General features: G+C 62.0%; 19 protein-coding genes and 1 pseudogene. 9 read left to right on the top strand and 11 right to left on the bottom strand.

Annotation, left to right across the window (positions count from 1 at the left end; all coding sequences use genetic code 11):
- Nucleotides 1–3: 3 nt before the first annotated feature.
- Both CAURI_RS03140 and CAURI_RS03135 read left to right on the top strand, forming a co-directional pair.
- A complete protein-coding gene (locus CAURI_RS03140; protein ID WP_010189316.1) occupies nt 4–1,803 on the top strand; it encodes an acetyl/propionyl/methylcrotonyl-CoA carboxylase subunit alpha in 1,800 nt (599 codons plus the stop codon).
- Between the two features lie 22 nt (nt 1,804–1,825).
- Complete coding sequence (locus tag CAURI_RS03135) at nt 1,826–2,425, top strand: GntR family transcriptional regulator (protein ID WP_010189317.1); 600 nt, start codon at nt 1,826–1,828, stop codon at nt 2,423–2,425.
- Nucleotides 2,426–2,678: 253 nt separating this feature from the next.
- Here CAURI_RS03135 and CAURI_RS03130 read toward each other — a convergent pair whose 3' ends face one another.
- Both CAURI_RS03130 and CAURI_RS03125 read right to left on the bottom strand, forming a co-directional pair.
- The gene (locus CAURI_RS03130) at nt 2,679–3,458 is read right to left on the bottom strand and encodes a putative hydro-lyase (protein WP_010189318.1); all 780 of its coding nucleotides are present in this window, start codon (nt 3,456–3,458) and stop codon (nt 2,679–2,681) included.
- Nucleotides 3,449–4,702, bottom strand: a complete 1,254-nt coding sequence (locus tag CAURI_RS03125) for an NRAMP family divalent metal transporter (RefSeq protein ID WP_010189319.1) — start codon at nt 4,700–4,702, stop codon at nt 3,449–3,451. The genes CAURI_RS03130 and CAURI_RS03125 overlap by 10 nt, the downstream gene beginning before the upstream one ends.
- A gap of 218 nt (nt 4,703–4,920) precedes the next feature.
- Here CAURI_RS03125 and CAURI_RS03120 point away from each other — a divergent pair.
- Both CAURI_RS03120 and CAURI_RS14185 read left to right on the top strand, forming a co-directional pair.
- Nucleotides 4,921–6,080 (top strand): annotated as a pseudogene (locus CAURI_RS03120) (acetyl-CoA C-acyltransferase).
- The gene (locus tag CAURI_RS14185) at nt 6,081–8,267 is read left to right on the top strand and encodes a 3-hydroxyacyl-CoA dehydrogenase/enoyl-CoA hydratase family protein (protein WP_010189322.1); all 2,187 of its coding nucleotides are present in this window, start codon (nt 6,081–6,083) and stop codon (nt 8,265–8,267) included. It abuts the pseudogene before it with no gap.
- A 301-nt stretch (nt 8,268–8,568) separates the two neighbouring features.
- On the opposite strand, the gene CAURI_RS13550 is transcribed toward CAURI_RS14185, so the two are convergent.
- Both CAURI_RS13550 and CAURI_RS03110 read right to left on the bottom strand, forming a co-directional pair.
- On the bottom strand, nt 8,569–9,483 hold the full coding sequence (locus CAURI_RS13550) for a DUF559 domain-containing protein (protein WP_157753265.1): 915 nt from the start codon (nt 9,481–9,483) through the stop codon (nt 8,569–8,571).
- A 422-nt stretch (nt 9,484–9,905) separates the two neighbouring features.
- A complete protein-coding gene (locus CAURI_RS03110; protein ID WP_010189325.1) occupies nt 9,906–11,081 on the bottom strand; it encodes an acyl-CoA dehydrogenase family protein in 1,176 nt (391 codons plus the stop codon).
- Between the two features lie 225 nt (nt 11,082–11,306).
- Here CAURI_RS03110 and CAURI_RS03105 point away from each other — a divergent pair, with 225 nt between their 5' ends.
- Nucleotides 11,307–11,864 carry a TetR/AcrR family transcriptional regulator gene (locus CAURI_RS03105; RefSeq protein WP_010189326.1) on the top strand — a complete coding sequence of 186 codons (558 nt, stop codon included), beginning with the start codon at nt 11,307–11,309 and terminating at the stop codon, nt 11,862–11,864.
- A gap of 8 nt (nt 11,865–11,872) precedes the next feature.
- On the opposite strand, the gene CAURI_RS03100 is transcribed toward CAURI_RS03105, so the two are convergent.
- Both CAURI_RS03100 and CAURI_RS03095 read right to left on the bottom strand, forming a co-directional pair.
- On the bottom strand, nt 11,873–12,922 hold the full coding sequence (locus tag CAURI_RS03100) for a hypothetical protein (RefSeq protein ID WP_010189327.1): 1,050 nt from the start codon (nt 12,920–12,922) through the stop codon (nt 11,873–11,875).
- Nucleotides 12,915–13,409: an RNA polymerase sigma factor gene (locus CAURI_RS03095; protein ID WP_010189329.1), complete on the bottom strand. Its 495-nt coding sequence runs from the start codon at nt 13,407–13,409 to the stop codon at nt 12,915–12,917. The genes CAURI_RS03100 and CAURI_RS03095 overlap by 8 nt, the downstream gene beginning before the upstream one ends.
- Nucleotides 13,410–13,504: 95 nt before the next feature.
- On the opposite strand from CAURI_RS03095, the gene CAURI_RS03090 reads away from it, so the two are divergent.
- Nucleotides 13,505–14,545, top strand: a complete 1,041-nt coding sequence (locus CAURI_RS03090; RefSeq protein WP_010189330.1) for an RNase H family protein — start codon at nt 13,505–13,507, stop codon at nt 14,543–14,545.
- Between the two features lie 38 nt (nt 14,546–14,583).
- Complete coding sequence (locus CAURI_RS03085; protein WP_010189332.1) at nt 14,584–15,057, top strand: hypothetical protein; 474 nt, start codon at nt 14,584–14,586, stop codon at nt 15,055–15,057.
- On the opposite strand, the gene CAURI_RS03080 is transcribed toward CAURI_RS03085, so the two are convergent.
- Nucleotides 15,054–15,527 carry a YdcF family protein gene (locus tag CAURI_RS03080; protein WP_035117189.1) on the bottom strand — a complete coding sequence of 158 codons (474 nt, stop codon included), beginning with the start codon at nt 15,525–15,527 and terminating at the stop codon, nt 15,054–15,056. The two genes, CAURI_RS03085 and CAURI_RS03080, sit on opposite strands and share 4 nt — an antisense overlap.
- Nucleotides 15,528–15,558: 31 nt before the next feature.
- On the opposite strand from CAURI_RS03080, the gene CAURI_RS03075 reads away from it, so the two are divergent.
- Entirely contained in the window at nt 15,559–16,452 is an 894-nt protein-coding gene (locus CAURI_RS03075; protein WP_029158943.1) for a ribokinase, read from the top strand.
- Here CAURI_RS03075 and purE read toward each other — a convergent pair whose 3' ends face one another.
- Nucleotides 16,453–16,953 carry a 5-(carboxyamino)imidazole ribonucleotide mutase gene (gene purE / locus CAURI_RS03070; RefSeq protein ID WP_010189335.1) on the bottom strand — a complete coding sequence of 167 codons (501 nt, stop codon included), beginning with the start codon at nt 16,951–16,953 and terminating at the stop codon, nt 16,453–16,455.
- A 25-nt stretch (nt 16,954–16,978) separates the two neighbouring features.
- Nucleotides 16,979–18,202: a 5-(carboxyamino)imidazole ribonucleotide synthase gene (locus tag CAURI_RS03065; RefSeq protein ID WP_012714876.1), complete on the bottom strand. Its 1,224-nt coding sequence runs from the start codon at nt 18,200–18,202 to the stop codon at nt 16,979–16,981.
- 23 nt (nt 18,203–18,225) lie between these two features.
- On the opposite strand from CAURI_RS03065, the gene budA reads away from it, so the two are divergent.
- Nucleotides 18,226–18,945, top strand: a complete 720-nt coding sequence (gene budA / locus CAURI_RS03060; protein WP_010189337.1) for an acetolactate decarboxylase — start codon at nt 18,226–18,228, stop codon at nt 18,943–18,945.
- Here budA and CAURI_RS03055 read toward each other — a convergent pair.
- Both CAURI_RS03055 and CAURI_RS03050 read right to left on the bottom strand, forming a co-directional pair.
- Complete coding sequence (locus CAURI_RS03055; protein WP_010189338.1) at nt 18,942–19,385, bottom strand: hypothetical protein; 444 nt, start codon at nt 19,383–19,385, stop codon at nt 18,942–18,944. The genes budA and CAURI_RS03055 overlap by 4 nt on opposite strands.
- A 330-nt stretch (nt 19,386–19,715) precedes the next feature.
- Nucleotides 19,716–20,606: a biotin--[acetyl-CoA-carboxylase] ligase gene (locus tag CAURI_RS03050; RefSeq protein ID WP_010189339.1), complete on the bottom strand. Its 891-nt coding sequence runs from the start codon at nt 20,604–20,606 to the stop codon at nt 19,716–19,718.
- Nucleotides 20,607–20,636 lie beyond the last annotated feature (30 nt).

Raw genomic sequence — 20,636 nt, 5'->3', positions numbered from 1 at the left:
CCCATGATCTCTGCAGTCCTTATTGCTAACCGCGGCGAGATCGCCGTCCGCATCGCCCGCACCGCGCGTGACTTAGGCATTCGCTCCATCGCCATTTATTCCGAAGCCGATGCCGGCGCCCTGCACACCCAGGTGGCTGATGAAGCCTATGCGCTGCCCGGCAACTCCGCGGCGGATACCTACATGAATATCCCGGCGCTTCTCGATATCGCCGTGCGCGCCGGCGCTGACGCTATCCACCCCGGTTATGGCTTCCTCTCGGAGAACGCCGACTTTGCTCGCACCGTGGCGGAGGCCGGCCTGACGTGGATTGGTCCCTCGCCGGAATCCATCGAGCTGCTCGGTGACAAGATTGCCGCGCGCCGCGTGGCCGAGGAGGTCGGCGCCCCGCTGGCACCGGGTACCTCCGATCCCATCGATGACTGGCAGGAGGCCCGCGCCTTCGCTGAGGAGCACGGCCTGCCCATCGCTATTAAGGCTGCCTACGGCGGCGGCGGACGCGGCCTCAAGGTGGTGGAGAACCTCGAAGACATCGAGGCTGCCTTCAACTCCGCCGGCCGCGAGGCCAAAGAGGCCTTCGGGCGCGCGGAGTGCTACGTGGAGAAGTTCCTGACCCACCCGCGCCACGTTGAGGCACAGATTCTGGCCGATACGCACGGCAACGTCGCCGTGCTGGGCACCCGCGATTGCTCCACACAGCGCCGCTTCCAGAAGCTCATCGAGGAGGCCCCGGCACCTGCGCTTTCCGACGAGCAGCGCACCGGCATCCACGAGGGTGCCCGCGCCATCTGCGCGAAGGTGGGCTACACCGGTGCCGGCACGGTGGAGTACATCGTCTCCGAGGATGGCACGATTTCCTTCCTCGAGGTCAACACCCGCGTGCAGGTGGAGCACCCAGTGACCGAGATGGTCACCGGCGTGGACATCATTGCGGAGCAATTCCGCATCGCCTCCGGCGACCCCTTGTCTTTCCTATCTGACGCTCCCGCGTCAGATACCTCTTCCCCGTCTGAAGCGCACGCTTCAGACGCTTCAGACCCTGAGATGAACGGCCACGCCTTTGAATTCCGCATCAATGCCGAGGACATCCTCAACGGCTTCGCGCCGTGCCCCGGCACCATCGTGCGTTTCGAGCCGCCAACGGGTCCGGGCATCCGCGTGGATTCCGGCGTGCGCTCCGGGTCCATCGTGCCGCCCTACTATGACTCGCTCGTGGCCAAGCTGCTGGTCTGGGGACCGACCCGCGAGATCGCCCTTAAGCGCGCGCAACAGGCCCTTCAGGAATTCGACATCGAAGGTGTTCGCACCGTGCTGCCCTTCCACCGCGATATGGTCTCCTCCCAGGTCCTCGTGGACCACGGCGACGCCGATGCCGCGGCCGGCATTTACACAGACTGGCTTGACCATAACTACCGCCCTTCCGCGGAGGCTACGAGCGCTACCGTCCCCGTCGAGGCCATCTACGCGCAGCGCACCCGCGTGGCGCTGGAAATCGACGGCAAGCTGGTCAGCGTGGGCTTCCCCACCGATATGTTGTCGCAGGGGCCGGTGAGGGGGGCGTCGGCAAGCGTGGCCTCCGGTGCCAGCAGCAGTGGTAACGAAGTGACTTGCCCTTATGAGGCCAACCTCGTGGCGTGGAACGTGGAGGACGGCGAGGCGGTCGAGGAAGGCCAGGCCATCGCCACTATCGAGGCCATGAAGATGGAATCCGCGGTCAAGGCTCCCGCTGCCGGAAAGCTGAGCCGTGCGGCAAAGGAGGGTTCCAGGTTGGAACCGGGCGCGGTAATCGCCACGATTTCCTAAGCGGCGGGCTACTGTAAGTCGCATGCTTGCAGATTCCGTCGCCTCCGCGCTCCGCGCCGCCATCTCCGAGGGCGAGTACATGCCCGGACACCAGCTCAGCGAGGTCCGCGCGGCCGAGCGCTTCGAATGCTCCCGCAACACGCTGCGGGAGTCCTTCGCCATGCTCGCCTCCGAGCGCATCGTGGAGCGCATCCCGCACAGGGGCGTCTTCATCGCCACCCCTGACGGCGATTTCGTGCGCGATCTCTACTTGGCGCGCGCAGCCATCGAGCCGGCCGCGGCGCGCTATGCCACCTTTGAGGACCCGGGCGAGTTGGTGCGTCTGACCGAATCCGCAGTGCTTACCGACGCTCCCCGCCCCCTCATCAACCAGCGCTTCCACAAGCAGCTGGTCGCCGGTTTGGGCTCGCCGACGCTGGACCGCTCCATGTCGCACCTGCTGGCGCGCATGCGCTTGACCTTCTTGTTGACGCTGGAGCGCTACCCGCAGATTCACGATAACCACGTGCAAGCCAACATCGACTTGGCTCACCTCATCGCGCAAGGCGAGCGTGAGGCCGCCGCCGATGCCTGCCGTGCGGACTTGATGCGGGCGATGGAATCGATTCTCCGGGTGCTCTAGTTTCCTTTAATTTCCGAGGCCCTTGGTAAGGCCTCCACTCTGTTAGCCGGTTCCACCCGCGCGAAACAATTCAACCCACATGGTTCGAGTGAGATGGTTCATGTCAAAAGGTTCGTTTACCCCCAAGTGAACCATCTATGCACGCAAAGAAGGTTTGTTTGCCCCCAAACAAACCTTCTGACCAGAACCATCTGAGTAGAACCTTGTATCGGAGCACTGAGAGCTTGGGGGTGGTAGCACCACCGCACAGAGTTTAAGGGATGAGGAAATCGCGGTCCGGGATATCGGTGACGAGCATCTTGCCCGGGGCATGCGTGATCGCCAGGCTGGGCCGCGAATTCATCACGATGGCCTGCGGAGTCACGCCGCACGCCCAGAAGACCGGGATGGTGCCCTCCGGGATGTCGACGGCTTCGCCGAAATCGGGCTGCGACAAGTCCTCGATGCCGATGGCCGCTGGGTCGCCCACGTGAACTGGGGCGCCATGGACGCCCGGGTAGCGGGAGGTGATGCGGACGGCATCGGAAACCTGGTTCGCGAGGATGGGCCGCATGGAGACCACCATCGGCCCGGAGAAGGCGCCCGCCGGCGCACAGGGAATCGTGGTGCGATACATCGGCACGTTGCGGCCCTGATCAATGTGAGCGATGGAAATGCCGTTTTCCACAAGCGCATTCTCAAAGGTAAAGGAACAACCGATGAGGAAGGAGACGATGTCGTCGGAGTAGAACGGGGAAGCGTCGTCAAGCGTCTGCGTGAGCTGGCCGTCCTCGTAAATGTTGTAGGCGGGGATGTCGGTGCGGATATCCCCGCCCGGGATGAGCTCCGAGGCGAACTGCCCTGCCTCCAGCACACCGACGATGGGGCACGGCTTGGGATTGCGCTGTGCGAAGAGAAGGAAGTCGAAGGCGTACTCACGCGGCAGCGCGATGAGGTTCGCCTGCATGAAGCCGCTGGCGTGGCCGGCGGTGGTGGTCATATCGTGTGTGCGAGCAAAGGCGCGCACCTCTGCGGGAGTCTGCATCATGCCCATAGGTCAACAATTCCCGAGATGGATTTAACGCCGATGAAGATTTCCAATACGAGCGCCAGGACACCGGCGATGAGCAGCCACATCGGCTGCTTGACACCGTGGGTGAGGTCGTGGCGCTTGAAGGCCACCCACATCACCATGGCGAAAGCGATGGGCAGGATGATGCCGTTGAAAGCACCCGCGAAGATGAGCAGTTTCTGCGGTGCGGAGTTGAGGATAGCGAAGAGGATCGCGCAGACAACGATGAATCCGACGGTGAGGAAGTTGCGGGTCCGCGGGTTGACCTTCTGGGTGGTCACGAAGGTGATGGAAGTATAGGACGCGCCGATGACGGAGGACAGGCCGGCGGCGAAGAGAACAACACCGAAGGCACGGAGACCGAACTCGCCAGCAGCGTGGCGGAAAGCATCGGCGGCCGTGTTGTCCTCAGAGAGCGCAACACCGGTAGACACAACGCCCAGGACCGCGAGGAAGAGCAGCACGCGCATGATGCCGGTGACGATGATACCGAGCACTGAAGTTCTAGTAATCGCGCCGACGTTCTCCGGGCCGGACAGGCCCGAGTCGATGAGGCGGTGTGCGCCGGCGAAGGTGATGTAGCCGCCCACTGTGCCACCGATAAGGGTGGTGATGACAAAGAAGTCGATGCTCTCCGGCATGACGGTGTTCTTCAGGGCCTCGCCCACCGGCGGCTGGGAGACAATCGCCACGTAGAGCATGAGCAGAATCATGATGGCGCCCAACGCAGCGACGATGCGGTCGAGCGCGACGCCTGCGCGCTTGGACAGGAAGATGAAGATGGCGATGGCGGAAGCAATGAGGCCACCGATGCGGGCATCAATGCCGAGCATGGCGTTCAGGCCCAAGCCGGAGCCGGCGATGTTGCCGATATTGAAGACAACGCCGCCGATGAAGACCAGGATGGCGAGGAACCATCCGAGGCCAGGCAGAACGGTGTTGCCCAGCTCGTTGGCACGCATGCCGGAGATGGCAAGCACGCGCCACACGTTCAGCTGAATGGCGATGTCGACGATGATCGACAGCGCAATGGCGAAGGCGAAGGCCGCGCCCATCTGGACGGTGAAGACGGAAGTTTGGGTCAAAAAGCCGGGACCGATGGCGGAGGTGGCCATGAGGAACATGGCGCCGGCCATGGCACCAATGCCCTTGGGAGGCTGCACCTCTGTCGGCGCGTTGTGGGCGGCTTCCCGGGAAGCGGAGGGGTTGGTGGGTTCCAATCTCATTGTTGGGCACCTTTCGTGACGAAGGTCGCATTAAACGTTGGTGAAAGCATAGGGGTTGTTGAACAATCTGTAAACAGCGCGGGGGTGGCGCACGTTACACCCTTGCCAAAATTGCAGCGGCCCGCACACCCTGACCGCACACCGTTGCACACCTCCAAAAGGTGACCTAGGATACTAAGTTAACTAATCATCATTCGTATTCATCAACGGAGGAATCCATGCCCCAGGACATCTACATCGCCGGGGCCGCACGCCTGCCCATCGGCAAATTTGGCGGCAGCCTCGCGCGCCTCTCCCTCACCGAACTTGGCTCCCTTGCAGCCGAAGTAGCTATTGAGCGTTCGGGGCTTTCAGGCGCAGACCTCGATACCGCCGTGGCCTCCAACGTCATGCCGGTCGTGCCGAAGGACCTCTACCTCTCACGTGCCATTGCCAAGAACGTGGGCATGCCAGACTCCTCCACCGCCATGGGCGTCAACCGCCTGTGCGGCTCCGGTGTCCAGGCCGTCATCAGTGCGGCGCAACTCCTGCAGTCTGGCGACGGCTCTCTAGCGTTAGCCGTCGGGGCGGAATCCATGAGCAACGCCCCTACTCCGTCGAAGGCGCGCGCTTTGGCAAGCGCATGGGTGACGGCAAACTCTACGACTGGCTGACCGGCGCACTCTCCTGCCCCTTCGGCACCGGCCACATGGGCGTGACCGCAGAAAACGTCGCCGCGGATAACACCATCACCCGCGAGCGCCAGGACGAGTTCGCCGCCGAATCCCAGGAGCGCGCCGCGAAGGCTCGCGCGGAAGGCGTACACGCCGAGGAAATCGTCCCGGTCGGCGAGCTGGACTTTGATGAGGGGGTGCGGGAGACGGACGTCGAGAAGCTGGCAAAGCTCAAGCCGGTCTTTGTTAAGGACGGAACCGTCACCGCCGGCAACGCCTCCGGCATCAACGATGGCGCAGCGGCCGCTGTGCTGGCCACCGCGGAGGAAGTGACCAAGCGTGGCTTAGACCCGCTGGCAAAGATTGTGTCCTGGTCCGTCGCGGGCGTGGACCCGACGCGCATGGGCATTGGCCCGGTCGCCGCGGTGCCGAAGGCTTTAGAGAAGGCCGGCCTGAGCCTAGACGATATCGACCTCATCGAATCCAACGAGGCCTTCGCCGCCCAGGCCATCGCCGTGCAGGACCAGCTGGGCTTCGACCCGGCAAAGACGAATATCTACGGCGGGGCCGTCGCTCACGGCCACCCGGTTGGTGCCACGGGCATCATCCTGCTGACCAAGCTGGCTTATGCGCTGCGCCGCGAGAGCAAGCGCTATGGCCTGGTCACCATGTGTATCGGCGGCGGTCAGGGAATCGCCATGATTATTGAGAATGGAGCGAAGTAAATGAGCATCACCAAGGTAGCCGTCATCGGCGCGGGTTCGATGGGTTCTGGCATTGCGGCGCTGTGTGCGTCGGCGGGCATGGACGTCGTGCTGCTGGACCAGAACGCGGAGGGTGCCCAGAAGGGCGTCGAGATCCAGCTCAAGCGCAAGGGTTTCCACCTGCCGGAGTTCGCCGAGCGTGTGCGCGCCAGCGATGACTACGCCCTGCTGGAGGACCGCGAGTGGGTCATCGAGGCCATCTTCGAGGACCTGGGCGCCAAGCATTCGCTCTATCAGGCCATCGAGCCTCATTTGTCCGCGGAGGCTCTGTTGAGTTCCAATACCTCGACCCTGCCTCTGGCTTCGCTCCTTGAGGGCGTGCCGGAGACCCGCCGCGATAAGTTCGCCATCACGCACTTCTTCAACCCGCCGAAAGTCATGCGCCTGGTGGAGCTCATCGCCTCTGGCCCGACGGAGGCTGCTCTGCGTACGACCATCGAGCAAACCCTGGGCAAGATTGCGCTCGAATGCCGCGATACCCCGGGCTTTATTGCCAACCGCGTGGGCTGCTACTGGATGGCCGCCGGCGTGGCCCGCGCCCGCGAGTTCGACGTGAGCTACGAGCTTGCCGACGCTTCCTTCGGCCGCGCCTTCGGCATCCCCCGCACCGGTATCTTCGGGCTGCTCGATTACATCGGCCTCCAGCTTGTCAAGCCGATCTGGAAGTCCCTGGAGACGGCCCTGCCGGCGGGCGATCCGCTTCTTGACGTCCCCCTCGGCGATGACCCCTTCATCGAAGGTCTCGTTTCTCGAGGGCTGACCGGCCGCACCGGCGAAGGCGGCTTCTACCGTGGCCGCAACGAGGCCATCAACGCCTCCTACGAATACGTACCCCGCTCAGCGTTGTCTGATCCCGTCGTGGGACTCAAGGATCCCCGCGAGGTCATGGACACCGACTCCCCCGGCGGCCGCTTCGCCCGCGCGGTCTTCCTCGACACGCTAGCCTACTGCTGCGAGGTCGCGCCCTCCATCGCGGACCACGTGGGCCTCATCGACGAGGGCCTGACCTTGGGCTTCGGCTGGAAGAAGGGCATCTTTGCGCTTGCCGACGCCATCGGTATCGACCATGTCGCCTCCGCTTACGGCGCAGACGTTCCGTCCTTGGTCTCGGCCGCTGCTCAGGCGGGCGGCTTTTATGGCGAGGGCTCGGTGCTCTCCTCTACCGGTTCGCGCCAGGAGCTCGCGCCACGCGAGGGCGTCGTGACCTTGGCTTCTCTTGAAACTGAGACCATCGTGTCTCTGGACGCGGGCGCGGTCCACGCGGTGTCCACGTCTGCTGGGCGCATGGGCATTATCGACCTGCATACGCCGATGAATTCTTTGCCTACCCCTGCCCTTGAAGTTATTCGCGCTGCTCTCGACGCTGTGTCCTCGGCGAATCTCGTCGCGCTGGTTATTGGCAACGACAAGCCGGTCTTCAGCGCGGGTGCTGACCTGGCTTCTATTGCGGCTGCGGGCGAATCGGGTTCTGCTTCGCGCGTCGAATCTTTGATTGCGGATGGCTCGAAGACCCTGCGTGCACTCAAGTTCGCTCCAGTTCCCGTCGTAGCGGCTGTGCGTGGCGTGGCCTTGGGCGGCGGCTTTGAAACTGCGCTGGCCTGCGACCGCATCGTGGCTCACGCCGATACGCGCCTCGGTTTCCCGGAGCGCACCGTGGGCCTCTACCCAGGCTGGACGGGAACCATCTCCTCACTGGAGCGCATTAAGGCGGCCGGTGTCGAGGACTATCACCAGAAGGCCTTCGACTTCATTGCCTCGGCACGCAACTTCTCTTCTGCTTTCGAAGCCCAGAAGGCTGGCTTTCTCTCCTCCGATGACGTCGTACTCATGTCCTTCGACCACGTCCTCGCCCGCGCTTTGTGCGAAGCTGCCGACTTGGCGACCTCCTACACCCCGCCCGCGGACGCTTCTATCGAGATGTACTCCGGCTCCCCCGCCTTGGACCGCGACTGGCCCATCGACGGCACCACCGAAAACGACCACGTCATCGTGGCCAAGCTCGCCGAGCTGTACACCGGCTCCGGCTCGTTAAGCTTCACCGAGTTCTGCGAGCGCGAAGTGGAATTCGACGTGCCGCTGGTCCTCCTGCCGGCCAACGTGGAGCGCGCCAAACACATGGCCGCCACCCGCAAACCCCTCAACAACTAGCCCTGCTTTGTTGCCCGGCTCGCCGCTCTTTCTTCTAGCCGGCTGACACGCTATCTGGCACATCGTCGAGCACGCCGCCCCGCTTCCGACCTTCGGAGCGGGGCTTTGGCTATCTCAGCTGCTCGCAGCACGGAACTCCCTGGCTGTTTCGGGAATGCACATCGATCTATCCACACGAAATGTCCCTTAAACCCTTTCCTGGCAACGAGAGTTGGAAGTCTAGTCCAACTCCAAAGGGCATCTTCTAGACGGCATACCTTTTGACAGATGCCATTTGTGAGCAGACCCAGCCGGCATTCCGTTAAGCCGACTGGCGCCGCTGCAATCCCTCCAGGGCACTCCGAATCTCACTAACTACCCGCCCTTTCTCTTGAAGCAATTCAGCGGGAGTAAACCGCAGGACTACAAAGCCCATGTTCTGAATATGTTTCTCGCGTTGTCGTTCTGCCCGAATAACTGCGTCAGTGGGCTTGCCGAATGTTTCGCCGTCATATTTCACGGCACCATCAATTTCGACGACAAGGTTATCTCCAACAAGAAGATCAGGGCGAAAGCCACCGGGCAATTCACACTGCAGTCGAATTTTGTTACCTAATCCGGCTTCAATAATGAGCGCACGAGCCCATGATTCATACGGAGCTTCTGGCAGAGAACTTGCATACTTAACCGCCTCCCTGGCAGCTGCAATTCCTTTAACTCTGCCAAGCTCAACCGCCATTCTCCTTAGTTCATCGACACTCACGAGCCTTCGCCGCAACGCGCAGTCCATAGCCATAAGACCTTCAGCGAAAGACCATAAACGCGCAATATCAAGACACGTGCGTGCAACGGACGTGCACCTAACGCCCTCATTCGTCAGAATATGCTCAGAGGGAATTGCCATTTTGCGATAGCTAACTTTGTCTCCCCAAACCTGCCTCCTCGGAACCGACTTAGAAAGACGCGCTACCGACACCCGCTCACCAACTGGCGGAAGCGTCCAAAGCCCTAAGAGACGTGCCGCCGATACCCCGACTACCACTGCATTGTGTGCGCTAAGCCCTACCGCCCGAATATCGATAAGCTGCTGGCGGTGTCTCGGAAGCTTTGCGTAGAAATCACGCGAAATTGCGTATTGGGATGTTAGCCGAATGATGGAACCATTTGCTAAACCGCGCCATACTTGGTGCTCATTGGGAAGGGAACGAAGATAGATGAGCTTTTCAGAATCATTCATACATCTACTTTGGGCAAGCTCTTCCTCGGAATACCATAGCGGATTCTTCATCTAGCAGAGATCTGTGGGATTCTAGTCCGGAGTCACGCAACCAACACGGTTAGTCGCACGGCTACCAATGCTTGGCATCCTGTAGACGGGAGCCGGCAGCTCACAAAATATACCTACCACTAGGCATCCCAAAAGGCGCCCAACAAACGGCATCTCCCAAAGGGTATCTTTGCCTCTAAAAACGCCATATAGAAAGCCTAAAAGGCGTTTTTCGACTTGAAAACGCCTTTTGACAGATGCCTTCTAGAAGATACCAACTAAGATTGCGGCACCTGGAAGCAATGAGCAGCCGCCCCACCAGGACTCGGACCTAGAATGACCGCGATAGTCGAAAAAGATGGGCCCGGTGAAATAGGGGCCACTTCGAATTGCTACTTGTAAGCCGAGAAGCCCGTAATCTTCTTGCCCATAATCAGGGACTGCACGGTATCGGTGCCCTCGTAGGTGTGCATGGCCTCGATGTCAGCGAAGTGGCGCGCGATGTCGTTTTCCAGCAGAATGCCCACCCCGCCGAGCATGTCGCGGGCATCGGCGGCGATGCGGCGCGCAGCACGCGTGTTGTGGAGCTTCGCCGCCGAGGCTTGCTCCGGAGCCAAGGTCCCCGCAGTTTCGCGCAAAGAAACCTCACGGCAGGTCAGCATCATTTGGCTCAAATCGAGGACCATGTTGGCCAAGCGCTGCTGAATAATCTGCGCCTTCGCCAGCTCACGGCCAAATTGCACGCGCTCCAGCACATAAGAGCGGGCAATCTCATAGCAGGCCACCGCCGAGCCCAGCGCCATCCAGGAGACACCAATGCGTGTAGCAGTCAGCACGCGGGAAACATCCTTGAAGCTACGGCAGCCCGGTAGCTGATTAGAAGCGGGGATGCGGCAGTCGGTCAACGTAATGTGCGCCTGGTGGATGGCCCGCAGCGAAAGCTTGCCCTCAATCACGGATGCCGAATAACCGGGGGCCTCCTGCGGCACGATGAAGCCGCCAACGTTGCCATCCTCCATGCGCGCATAAATGATCGTGATGCCGCCGGAAGCGCCATTACCAATCCACTTCTTCTCACCGTTCAGGACCCACTCATCGCCGTCGCGCACCGCGGTGGTCTCCAAAGCAATCGAGTCCGAACCGTGAGCTGGCTCCGTCAACCCGAAAGCGCCGAGCAGCGAACACGAAGCCATCTGCGGCAGGTACTCAGCCTGCTGTTCCGGAGAGCCCAGCATGGCAATCGAACGCATAGCCAGCCCAGCCTGCACCGCAATCACCGTGCCCATCGAGGCATCCGCACGCGTGACCTCCATGAGTGCCAAGCCAGCACCGAGCGTCGACATCTGCTCGTGGCCTTCCACCGCCAGACCATCCGTCATCACGTCCAAGTCGCCCAAGCGCTGAACCAAGTCCAGTGGGTACTCCGCGGCCTGCCAGTGCTGGTTAATCACTGGGGCGGAGTACTCGCGAAACTGCGCCGCACGCTTCCACCCAGCAGCATCTGATGCAGAGAGGTCGTCAAAAACACCCAAGAAATCAGTGGTGGACTCGAAGAGGTTGTGAGACATGGTGAGTTCTCCAATAAACAGGCAATACGAATGGCGATTAGCCACAATTGTGACCCGAATCTCCATCGGCTGTCAAGTGCCCCACACATAACGCGGCACGACCCCACATAATGCGACATCACCACGCACGCACAGTCCCCAAACAAACCAGCCCCCCATCCATCCCCCACAGTCCACATCGCAGGTACACTAACCACCATTAGCTCATTGAGGAGGACGCCCACCATGGCCAACCAGAGACGCCGCGACCAAATCGCCGCCGCCGCACTCGACCTCTTTGACCAGCGCGGTTACCACGCCACCGGCATGGAGGACATCGCCAAAGCCGTCGGCATGCGCGCCTCCAGCCTGTACAACCACTTCTCCTCCAAGCAAGAGCTCCTCGCCGAAGTCACCATCACCGCCATGGAGGATCTGCTCCGCGCCAACGCCGCCTGCCTCGCCGGGCTGAGCGATCCCCGCGACAAGCTCGTCGCCACCATGAAAGCCCACGTCATCTACCACGCCACCCACGCCCGGCGCGTCCGCGTGGTCAACAACGAGCTCACCAACCTCGAAGAGCCCCACAAATCCGTCGTCCTGCAGCTGCGCCGCGATTATGTCGCCCGCTGGATGGCCGTGGTCAACGAGGGCGACTTCCACGCGGAAAACCTCAAAATCGCCTGCTGGGCGCTCATCGATATGGGCATCGGCGTCGCCCAATGGTTCAGCCCCGACGGTGATTACACCGCCGAGGCTTTAGGTGACATGTACGGCCAGTTCGCCCTGCGCCAACTTACCTAAGAGCTTGCCTAGGGCGCGCAGCCAATCTGCTGCTCTTCCTCACGCCCATCCGGGTACTGCACGCGCACGCGGGAGTAGACCTCGGCGTGGTATCCACACGCCACGCGCTTGTCGACGACCACCTTGACGCGATCCTCACTGAATTTGCCCTCCGCACAATTGGGGTCGCAGTCGTTCTCAATGGCCACGCCCTCCGCCTCCGCGGAGTCGGCTCCCCAGCGCTGCCAGTCCAGCTCATTGACCAAGTAGTTGTTATCCGCACAGGCCAGCGAGATGCGGTCTGGGCCCTCGAGGCCCGTCACGGACACACAGTCTAGGATCGCGGTGGCATCGATGGTGGTTTCCACATCCGGTCCCACTAGGCCGACCACGCGCACCAGTTGGCCGGTGGCGGGCAAGACGGAGAAGGAGACGCGGTCGGAATCGCGAATCACGGTGACCAGCTGGTCCTCGCCTTCGCCCTCAACAGTGCCGACCTCATTGCCCTCCGCGTCCGCCAGCATGTCATAGGCAATCTTCTGCTGCTCGCTACTTAGTCCCGGCTGGAGCAGCAGCTCCAACGCTCCAAGGGCGTGGTTCGGGAAGGAATCCGCCAGCTTCTCCAGCCCGGCGCGATCAGTCGCAACAACGAGGTCTTCCGGGTTGATGGAAGGCTGCGGGTCGAAGCCCGGGACCTCTCCTTGCGAGGAAACCTCCACGGCACCGCCGGCATCCACCGCATATTCGGTGATCGCGGTGGCATCGCCAAGCGTGTCGACGCGCTTCATGTATTCCTTCGCGGTCACGCCTTTATCCACGGCATCAGGCTGGGTGGCAGCAGCTTCGCCGGCCTGCGTCAGGATTTCCGCGGCCGAGGCCACAGGCTCCGAGTTATTGAGCAGCGGGAAGGCACCGCCGATGAGCGCGAGCACCGCGACGGAGGCCGCCGCAATAGTCCACGTGGGGCGGCCCTTCGTAATCTTTGCGAGGGTATCTTCGGAGCGGGCGAGGGAGGCGTCGTCAAGCGCGGCGTCAGGAACGGGGTTGGCGGCGCGGAGCATATCGAGAGAGTTAGGCATCGGTTTCTCCTGTGAGTTCGGAAAGGTGGGTACGCGCGCGGTGTAAACGAACGCGCACGTTATTGCGGGAAATGCCGAGGACCTCGGCGATATCGGGGTGGTCGAGGCCCTCCCACGCATGGAGGGTGAGGATTTCGCGCTCGGCATGCGGCAACTGCATCAACGCGCGAGTGATGTCGAGATTGGCATCGACAGCGTCATAACCGGCATAGGATTCCAGCTCATGGTCGTCGAGGTTCTCCGTCTCCCGCCGGGTGCGGTAGAACTCCCGCATCACATTGCGAGCGATGCCATAGAGCCACGGCAGCGGCGTGCCGCGCAAGGAGTCGAAGCCAGCCCACGCTCGCTCAAACACATCAGCCGCCAGCTCTTCCGCGTGACTCGGAGGGACGCGGCGGCGCAGGTAGGCCAGAACCGCCGGGTAATGCTCGCGAAACAAGCGGGAGAACTCCCGTTTGCGCGAACCAGGCAAGGTAAGGACAGACACTAAATAACTCCATATTGTTCGTGGGCTCACTGAGTATGTTGCATCAGACAGTCGAGCGTTACAGATAGGCACTGAAATGGTTTACTAGTAGAGCTATGGAACCACTCGAGCTCTCCGCCCTGACGGGCACGCAATCGCGCACCTACGGCACGCGCAAGATCACCAAGGATATGATCTCAGCACCCGTGCACGTGGCTATTGCACTATGGGATGAGCGCTGGGATTCCGCCGAGAACGGCACGATTGACGGCTGGGTCATCGCCGTTAATACCAAGAAAACGCGCTTCGTGCGCAAGGGCCAGATTCAGAAGGGCGACATCGTTGAAGTAGCCGTCCGCGAATTCGAGAAGGCCACGAAGAATATTCGGGGGCGCAAATGGATCGTCACTGGGCGCCGTCAAGCGGCACTGCGCGCCGCACTGGAGGAACGCGGCTATACCGTGACGGGGAGTTTTGCGGAGGAGAATAGGGCGTCGAAAAGCGCTAGCTCCGTGCGACGCAAGCAGGCCGGGATCACCGCTCGCCGCGCGAAGAAGGAAGGCGAGGCCCCGCGCAAGAAGCAGGTGGTCAAAGTGGAGACGCCGAAGGCGCACTGGTGGCCGAACTTCTCGACGGCCTCCTCGTGGCCCGAAGGCGCCACCGTGCGCATAGCCACGGATGCCTCCTCGGACACGGTGTTTAAGGGCTCGATGTGCTTCGTGGCCAGCAATGGTGACTACCGGTTGCGCACGCGCAGGACGACGGCCAGCACCGACGAGCTTGAGCTCGAATCCTTAACGCTCGCACTGAAGTACCTGCTCAAGGTCGGCGCAACCAAGGCGATCATCGAGTCAGACTCCGTCGCCGCCTTGGAGGCGGTGGAGCAGATTCGGACGAAGGGCTCGAAGGCCATGCGCTCCCGGGGCGTATGGAGGGGGCTGTCTTCGGGCTCGCGCTCGCGCTTCCAGCAAGCATGGCATGACGTGGAGGGAGTCTGCGAGGTGACCATTCGCCGCGTGATGGGGCATGCGGGCGACCCGCTTAACCGGGCGGCCGACCAGATTGCCTACATGGGCCTACGCGCAATAGCGCATCCGATGAAGCAATCACGCGCAACGCTGAAAGAGGGCATCAGAAAGACCTTGGCCAAGCTCTAATTCGGGGTTGGGTGCACCGGTGGCCTAGTGTAAATCGCATGAGCAATCCCTTTGACTCCAATCCTTTCGAGGAGCCGGCCAAGCCATTCAACGGCCGTGGAGCTAATCCCTTCGCGGAACCTGCGCGCGAGTCCTATGCGGAGCCCTCTGCGAATCCTTCGGTAGAACCTTTCGCGGATCCCATCTCGGAGCCTTTTTCCGAGTCTTTTGCCGAGCCCGAGCGCGCCTACGCCCCGGCGCCCATGCCGGACTATTCCCTTGAGCAACACTCAATGAATGGCACAATCCACAGCTTCTCCCTTTTCAAGGGGCTTTTGAGTCTGTTCTCGCTCCTCGTAGGCTTCACCGGAATTACTGATGGCGATGTGGCGATGGGCATCGGATTCGCGCTGCCCGGAGCGTGGTACTTCCTCAAGACGCTGCAGCAGAAGGCCAACCCGACCACGCCGCAAAAGCGCCACTGGTTTGTCATTTGGTTCATCGCCATCGTGCTCATGTTCTTCGGCGCCTAGGCCACAAGCCGCCGCCGCGCAATGACCCGCCGCCACACGATGCGCAGCAGCGAATGCGGAGTCGCCACTACCTCACGCAGGTAGTTCCACGGGCGGTCTTTCCGCGGTGTTCCAACACCATGCATGCGAATCCGAATCCCCAGGTGCCAGGCCCACAGGCGGGTGCGCAGCACGTGGAAGTCATTGGTCACCACGCGAAAGTAGCTATAGTCCGAGCACAACGCGTGGGCGCGCTCGAGGTTCTCGTTGGTGCTGGTGGCCAGCGGTTCGAGGAAAATCCGCTCCGGATTAACGCCCCGCTCAATGAGGTAGCGCGCCATCGGCTCTGCTTCCCCGTAACCGGAGACGATGATCGGCTCCTCCGGCAGCACGCGCGCCATCACCACCGCGCGATCCAAGCGGCTGCGCAGCAGCGAGCCAGGCACGCCGCTCTCGACGCGCGCACCCAACACCAGAAGCGGAAACTGCATGCCCGCTAGCTTAGCGTGCATACTGGTCAGCATGAGCATGTGCGTAGTCGGTTCCATCAACGCTGACCTCGTGGTCCACACCGCGCGGCACCCGCAGCCGGGCGAAACCCTGCTGGGCAGCGGCGGCACCATCACCGCGGGCGGCAAAGGAGCAAACCAAGCGGTTGCCGCCGCCCGCCTGGGCGCGCAGGTCAGCTTCGTCGGTGCGGTGGGCAGCGATGCTTATGCCGCGCCCGCGATGCACTACTTGCAAGCCAGCGGCGTGGACCTCACGCACGTCGAGGCCAGCGAAGAGGTGACGGGCCTGGCTGTCATTACCGTGGATAAGCAGGGAGAAAACACCATCATCGTGGTGCCTGGTGCCAATGCGCTTGTCAGCGATTCCTTCGTCACCACGCACTCCTCCCCCATCACCGGATCGGAGCTCATTCTGCTCCAGGGCGAGATTCCGGCGGAGGGTTTTGCCAAGGCCATCGAGCTGGCGAAGGGACGGGTCGTGGTCAACCTCGCACCGGTCATCGAGGTGGAAAAGGAAGCGCTCCTGCGCGCTGATCCGCTGCTGGCCAATGAACACGAAGCCGGGCTCATACTCGAGCAGCTGGGCTTGAGCGGCCAGGGCGCGCCAGCGGAGCTGGCGCAGCGTTTAAGGGAGGCAGGCTTTGCCTCGGTGGTTCTCACGCTGGGCGCGCGCGGCGCGCTCGTGTCTGAAGGCACCAAGCTTATCGAAGTCCCCTCTCCACAGGTCACCGCCGTCGACACGACGGGCGCGGGCGATGCCTTCGCAGGCGCGCTGTGCGCGAGACTACTCCACGGCGACGACCTCGTGGAGGCCGCCACCTATGCCGCTCGAGTCGGGGCTTACGCCGTCACCGGAGAAGGTGCGCAGGCGTCCTACCCCGATCTCGGGAGCAAGCTCCCCAGCTAATTACTCCCCGAGGAGCTGGGAACGCAGGTTCTCGTCCTTCTTCTCTACTTCGGCGGCCATGTTCTCCTGGTAAGCCGCCATCTTCTCCACCAGTGCTGGGTCGCCCGCGGAGAGGATGCGCACGGCGAGCAGGCCGGCGTTCTTCGCACCACCGATGGATACGGTGGCCACTGGAACCCCACCCGGCATCTGCACGATGGAAAGCAGCGAATCGAGACCATCGAGATCCTTCAGTGCGCGCGGGATACCGATCACCGGAAGCGGCGTGGCTGCGGCAACCATACCCGGCAGGTGGGCCGCACCACCGGCACAAGCGATGATGGCTTTGAGCCCGCGTTCGTGGGCAGACTTGGCATAAGCCAGCATCTTTTCTGGGGTGCGGTGCGCACTGACGACGCCCACCTCAAAGGGCACGCCGAACTCGGCGAACACCTCTGCGGCGGGCTTGACGGTGGGCCAATCGGAATCGGATCCCATGATCAGACCGACGAGTGGTTGCATGAAAAATCTCCTTCTTAGTTCGGGCTTAAGCCCACTGCGCGTAGACGAGGAAGTGGGCGGCATCGTGGGCGATGCCGCGGGTTTCCTCCACGTCCTCACCAACGACGTTGACATGGCCGATCTTGCGGCCCGGCTGGTGGTCCTTGCCGTAGAGGTGGATCTTCGCCTGTGGGTAGCGCTCCATCACTTCGCGGACGCGCTGCGGCATGGGCATCTGCGGATCTTCTTCGGCACCCAGCACATTGGCCATGACCGTAACCGGAGCCAGGGCTGCGGTGGACCCGAGCGGCAGGTCTAGCACGGCGCGCAGGTGCTGCTCGAACTGGGAGGTCACGCAACCATCCTGGGTCCAGTGGCCGGTGTTGTGCGGACGCATGGCCAGCTCGTTGACCGCGATATCTTCTTCCACGACCGCTCCTGGCGCGCCTGAAGCGGACGCGATGATGCAGCCGGCGTCTTGCTTCGTGGCAAAGGCGAAGAGCTCCACCGCCAACACGCCGGTAACGCCAAGCTCAGTGGCTACCTTGATGCCTACCTGCATGGCGCGCTCTGCCAGCTCCGGCGAAAGGTTCGGGGCTGGGGCAAAGGCCTCGGCGCAGATGCCGTCCCGCTGCACAGATTCGGTGACCGGCCAAACCTTCACCTCACCGGAGGGGCGGCGAGCGGCGAGCACGGACAGCTCGCGGGTAAGGGCAACTTTTTCCTCTGCCATAAGTGGGGTGCCTGCTGCGAGAAGTTCTTCTACCAGCGGCTCCAGCTCCTTCGCGGAGGGGAACCACACGCCGTGACCGTCGTAGCCGCCGCGGCGGGCTTTGAGGCACACATGACCGTCGACAAGCGCGGCGAAATCCCGTGCATCCTCCACCGATTCGATGGCGGCAAAGCGCGGCACCGGGGCGCCCAGCTCGGCCAGTTTCTGGCGCATGAGCAGCTTGTCCTGCGCGTAAAGGAGGGCGGAAGGCTGGGGCTGGACGTTGAGGCCGTCGGCGATGAGAGCCTCGACGTGCTCCGTGGGGACGTGCTCGTGCTCAAAAGTAATCGCGTCCGCGCCTTCCGCAGCGGCGGTGAGCACGTCAAGATCGTGGTAGTCGCCCAAAACGACGTCCGGGATCACCTGGGCGGCGGACTTGTCTGGCGCGGAGGCCAGCACGCGCAGGTGGATGTCGAGCTCCGCGGCGGCCGGCTGCATCATGCGTGCAAGCTGGCCGTCTCCATAAACAGTAACGAGGGGTTTGTGTTGTTCACTCACTCTTTCAATACTAGCCTTGGGCCATGATCGTCCGGCATACCATCTTTCAGAACTCCCTCATGACCGCGCTGTTGGATGGCATTTACGACGGCGAAATGACCATCGGCGAGCTCTTGGGCAAAGGTAATTTCGGCATCGGCACCTTCGATGCGCTGGACGGAGAGATGATTATCCTCGACGGCGTGTGCTACCAGCTGCGCGGTGATGGAACCGCGACGGTGGCTGACTTGGACCAGGGAACCCCCTTCGCGGTGGCGACGAACTTTGTCCCCCGTATTAAGGTGGCCGCGCCCAAAGGATTAAAGCGCGAGGAGCTGTCAGCCTTCATCGATGAGGTCGAGCCTTCCGCCAACTACATGTACGCGGTGCGTATCACCGGACGCTTCAGCAACGTAGTTACCCGCACGGTGGTCAAGCAGAGCAAGCCTTATCCACCGATGGCTCAGGCGGTGGGCGGCGATAAGGAGCTGCGCTTTGACGACGTCGAGGGCATCATCGGCGGTTTCCGCACGCCGGTCTTTGAAAAAGGAATTTCCGTTCCCGGATGCCACGTGCACTTCATCGACGCTGCGCGTACCTCCGGCGGGCACGTGTTGGACTACACGGTGGATGAGGCCACCATTGAGCTCTGCCCCGGAACGGACCTCGATCTGCGTCTGCCGCTGACCCACGATTTCCGCTCCGCCAACCTGGCCCCTGATGACTTGGACCAACAGCTGCACACGACAGAGATTAAGGGCTAGCCCCAGACCGGTTGCTCGTTGAGGATGTCTTCGACGCGCTTTGCTTTGGGGATGGAGGGGAAATACATCGGCTTGTCATAGCCGTGGAGTGCCAGCGAGATCCCGCCGCGGCGACGGCGCGCGCCACGAATATCGGTGAGCGGGATGGAATCAACGCGCTTGCCTTCGCGGGCGATGACGCGCAGGTTGGTCACGATGAAGCGCTTACGGCGGGCTTTCACCAAGGGAAGGACGAAGCGCCAGGCAGCAAGTAGGGCCCAAATAGCTACTAATCCATTGCGAAGCGCTAGGTCAATGCCGTTATAGTCACACCAGCCGATGGCAATCCAGCACACCCCGGTAATCACGACGAGCTCTAAAAAAGGAAAGAGCAGCGTGCGAAACGGGGCGGTCATGTCCGCGCGAACAACTTCGCCGCGGCCCATCTGCATGAGGTTCATGGGGCACATGGTACCTACTACCCCAGAAACACCGTTCTTTACCGAGGCCTCCCCTGCCCACGGCAGGCTCTGGGGCGCTTTAGCGCCGAGCCCCACAAATGGCATCTCACAGAAGGCATTAGTCAAAAGGTGTCTTTGGGGTCAAAGACACCTTTTGCGGGCCTGTAGATGGCGTTTTCAGGGGCAAAGACACCTTTTGACTAATGCCATTTGATAGATGCCATGTGGAAAGCACCTTAGTTGAGTGCCCTGGATGAATGCCCTAGTTGAGTGCAGCGCCTTCTATGGTGCTTCGCCGGTAGATGCCAAGACGCAACGCAGCGCGGACGGCTAATTATCAGCGGGACGCAGGTGGATAACATCACCGGCGGAGTAGTACTCGCCGCCGACGTTGATGCGGCCGTCGTCAGCCACGCCCTCGACGGTGCCGATCACATCGCCCGTCGGGGCTTCGAGCCGGACTTCCTGCCCGATGGAAGAACAGACCTTACGGTAATCAGCCATAAGCTGTGGGTCCTGCTGCTCCCACTGGGTAATGCGGTGGCGCAGGTTTTTCAGCACGGTGATAGCCAGCTGCGTGCGGTCGGTATCAAGGCCTTCGAGCGCGAGCGATGTCGCGGCCTCGATGGGTAGCTCCTCGCGGGTCAGGGTGACGTTGATGCCCATGCCCACGACCACGCGGGCTGAAGGCGGGTTCGCAGACTGCGTCTTGGGCGCGACCTCGGCCTTGTTGATCTCGGCCTTATTAACTTCAGCCTTGTTGATCTCAGCTTTGTTGATTTCGGCCTTGTTGACCTCGGCCTTCGAGACTTCAGTCTTCGGGGCAGACTTGAAAGCCTCCCCCACCGGGCCGGCTTCGGCGAGGATGCCGCAGAGCTTCTTGCCATCAATCTGGACGTCATTCGGCCACTTGAGTACCGCTTTCTCCACCGAGTCGGTCACGGCCAAACCGGCAGCCAGGGGCAGAGTGCCAAGGTGCTCTAGCGACTCCGGGAGGATCAGCACAGAAAAGATGAGCTGTGATCCCGCCGGGCTCACCCACTGGCGGCCCAAACGGCCCTTGCCAGCAACCTGTTCGTTGGCCAGCAGTACGGTGCCATCAGCCACCTTCTCCGCCTGCATGAGATCGGTGTTGGTGGAGCCGGTGGACTCGGTGTAATCGATGACAGCGAAGTCGTCGCTCAGCGCCTCGCGAATTCGGTCCATATCAAGTGCAGTCATGCACCCTAGGTTACCCGCCGAGCAGTGGCC

Origin of the sequence: Corynebacterium aurimucosum ATCC 700975 (assembly GCF_000022905.1) — a bacterium.
Classification (GTDB): domain Bacteria; phylum Actinomycetota; class Actinomycetes; order Mycobacteriales; family Mycobacteriaceae; genus Corynebacterium; species Corynebacterium aurimucosum_F.
The sequence above is the reverse complement of the archived record's forward strand: the minus strand, read 5'-3'. Positions and strand labels throughout refer to the sequence as shown.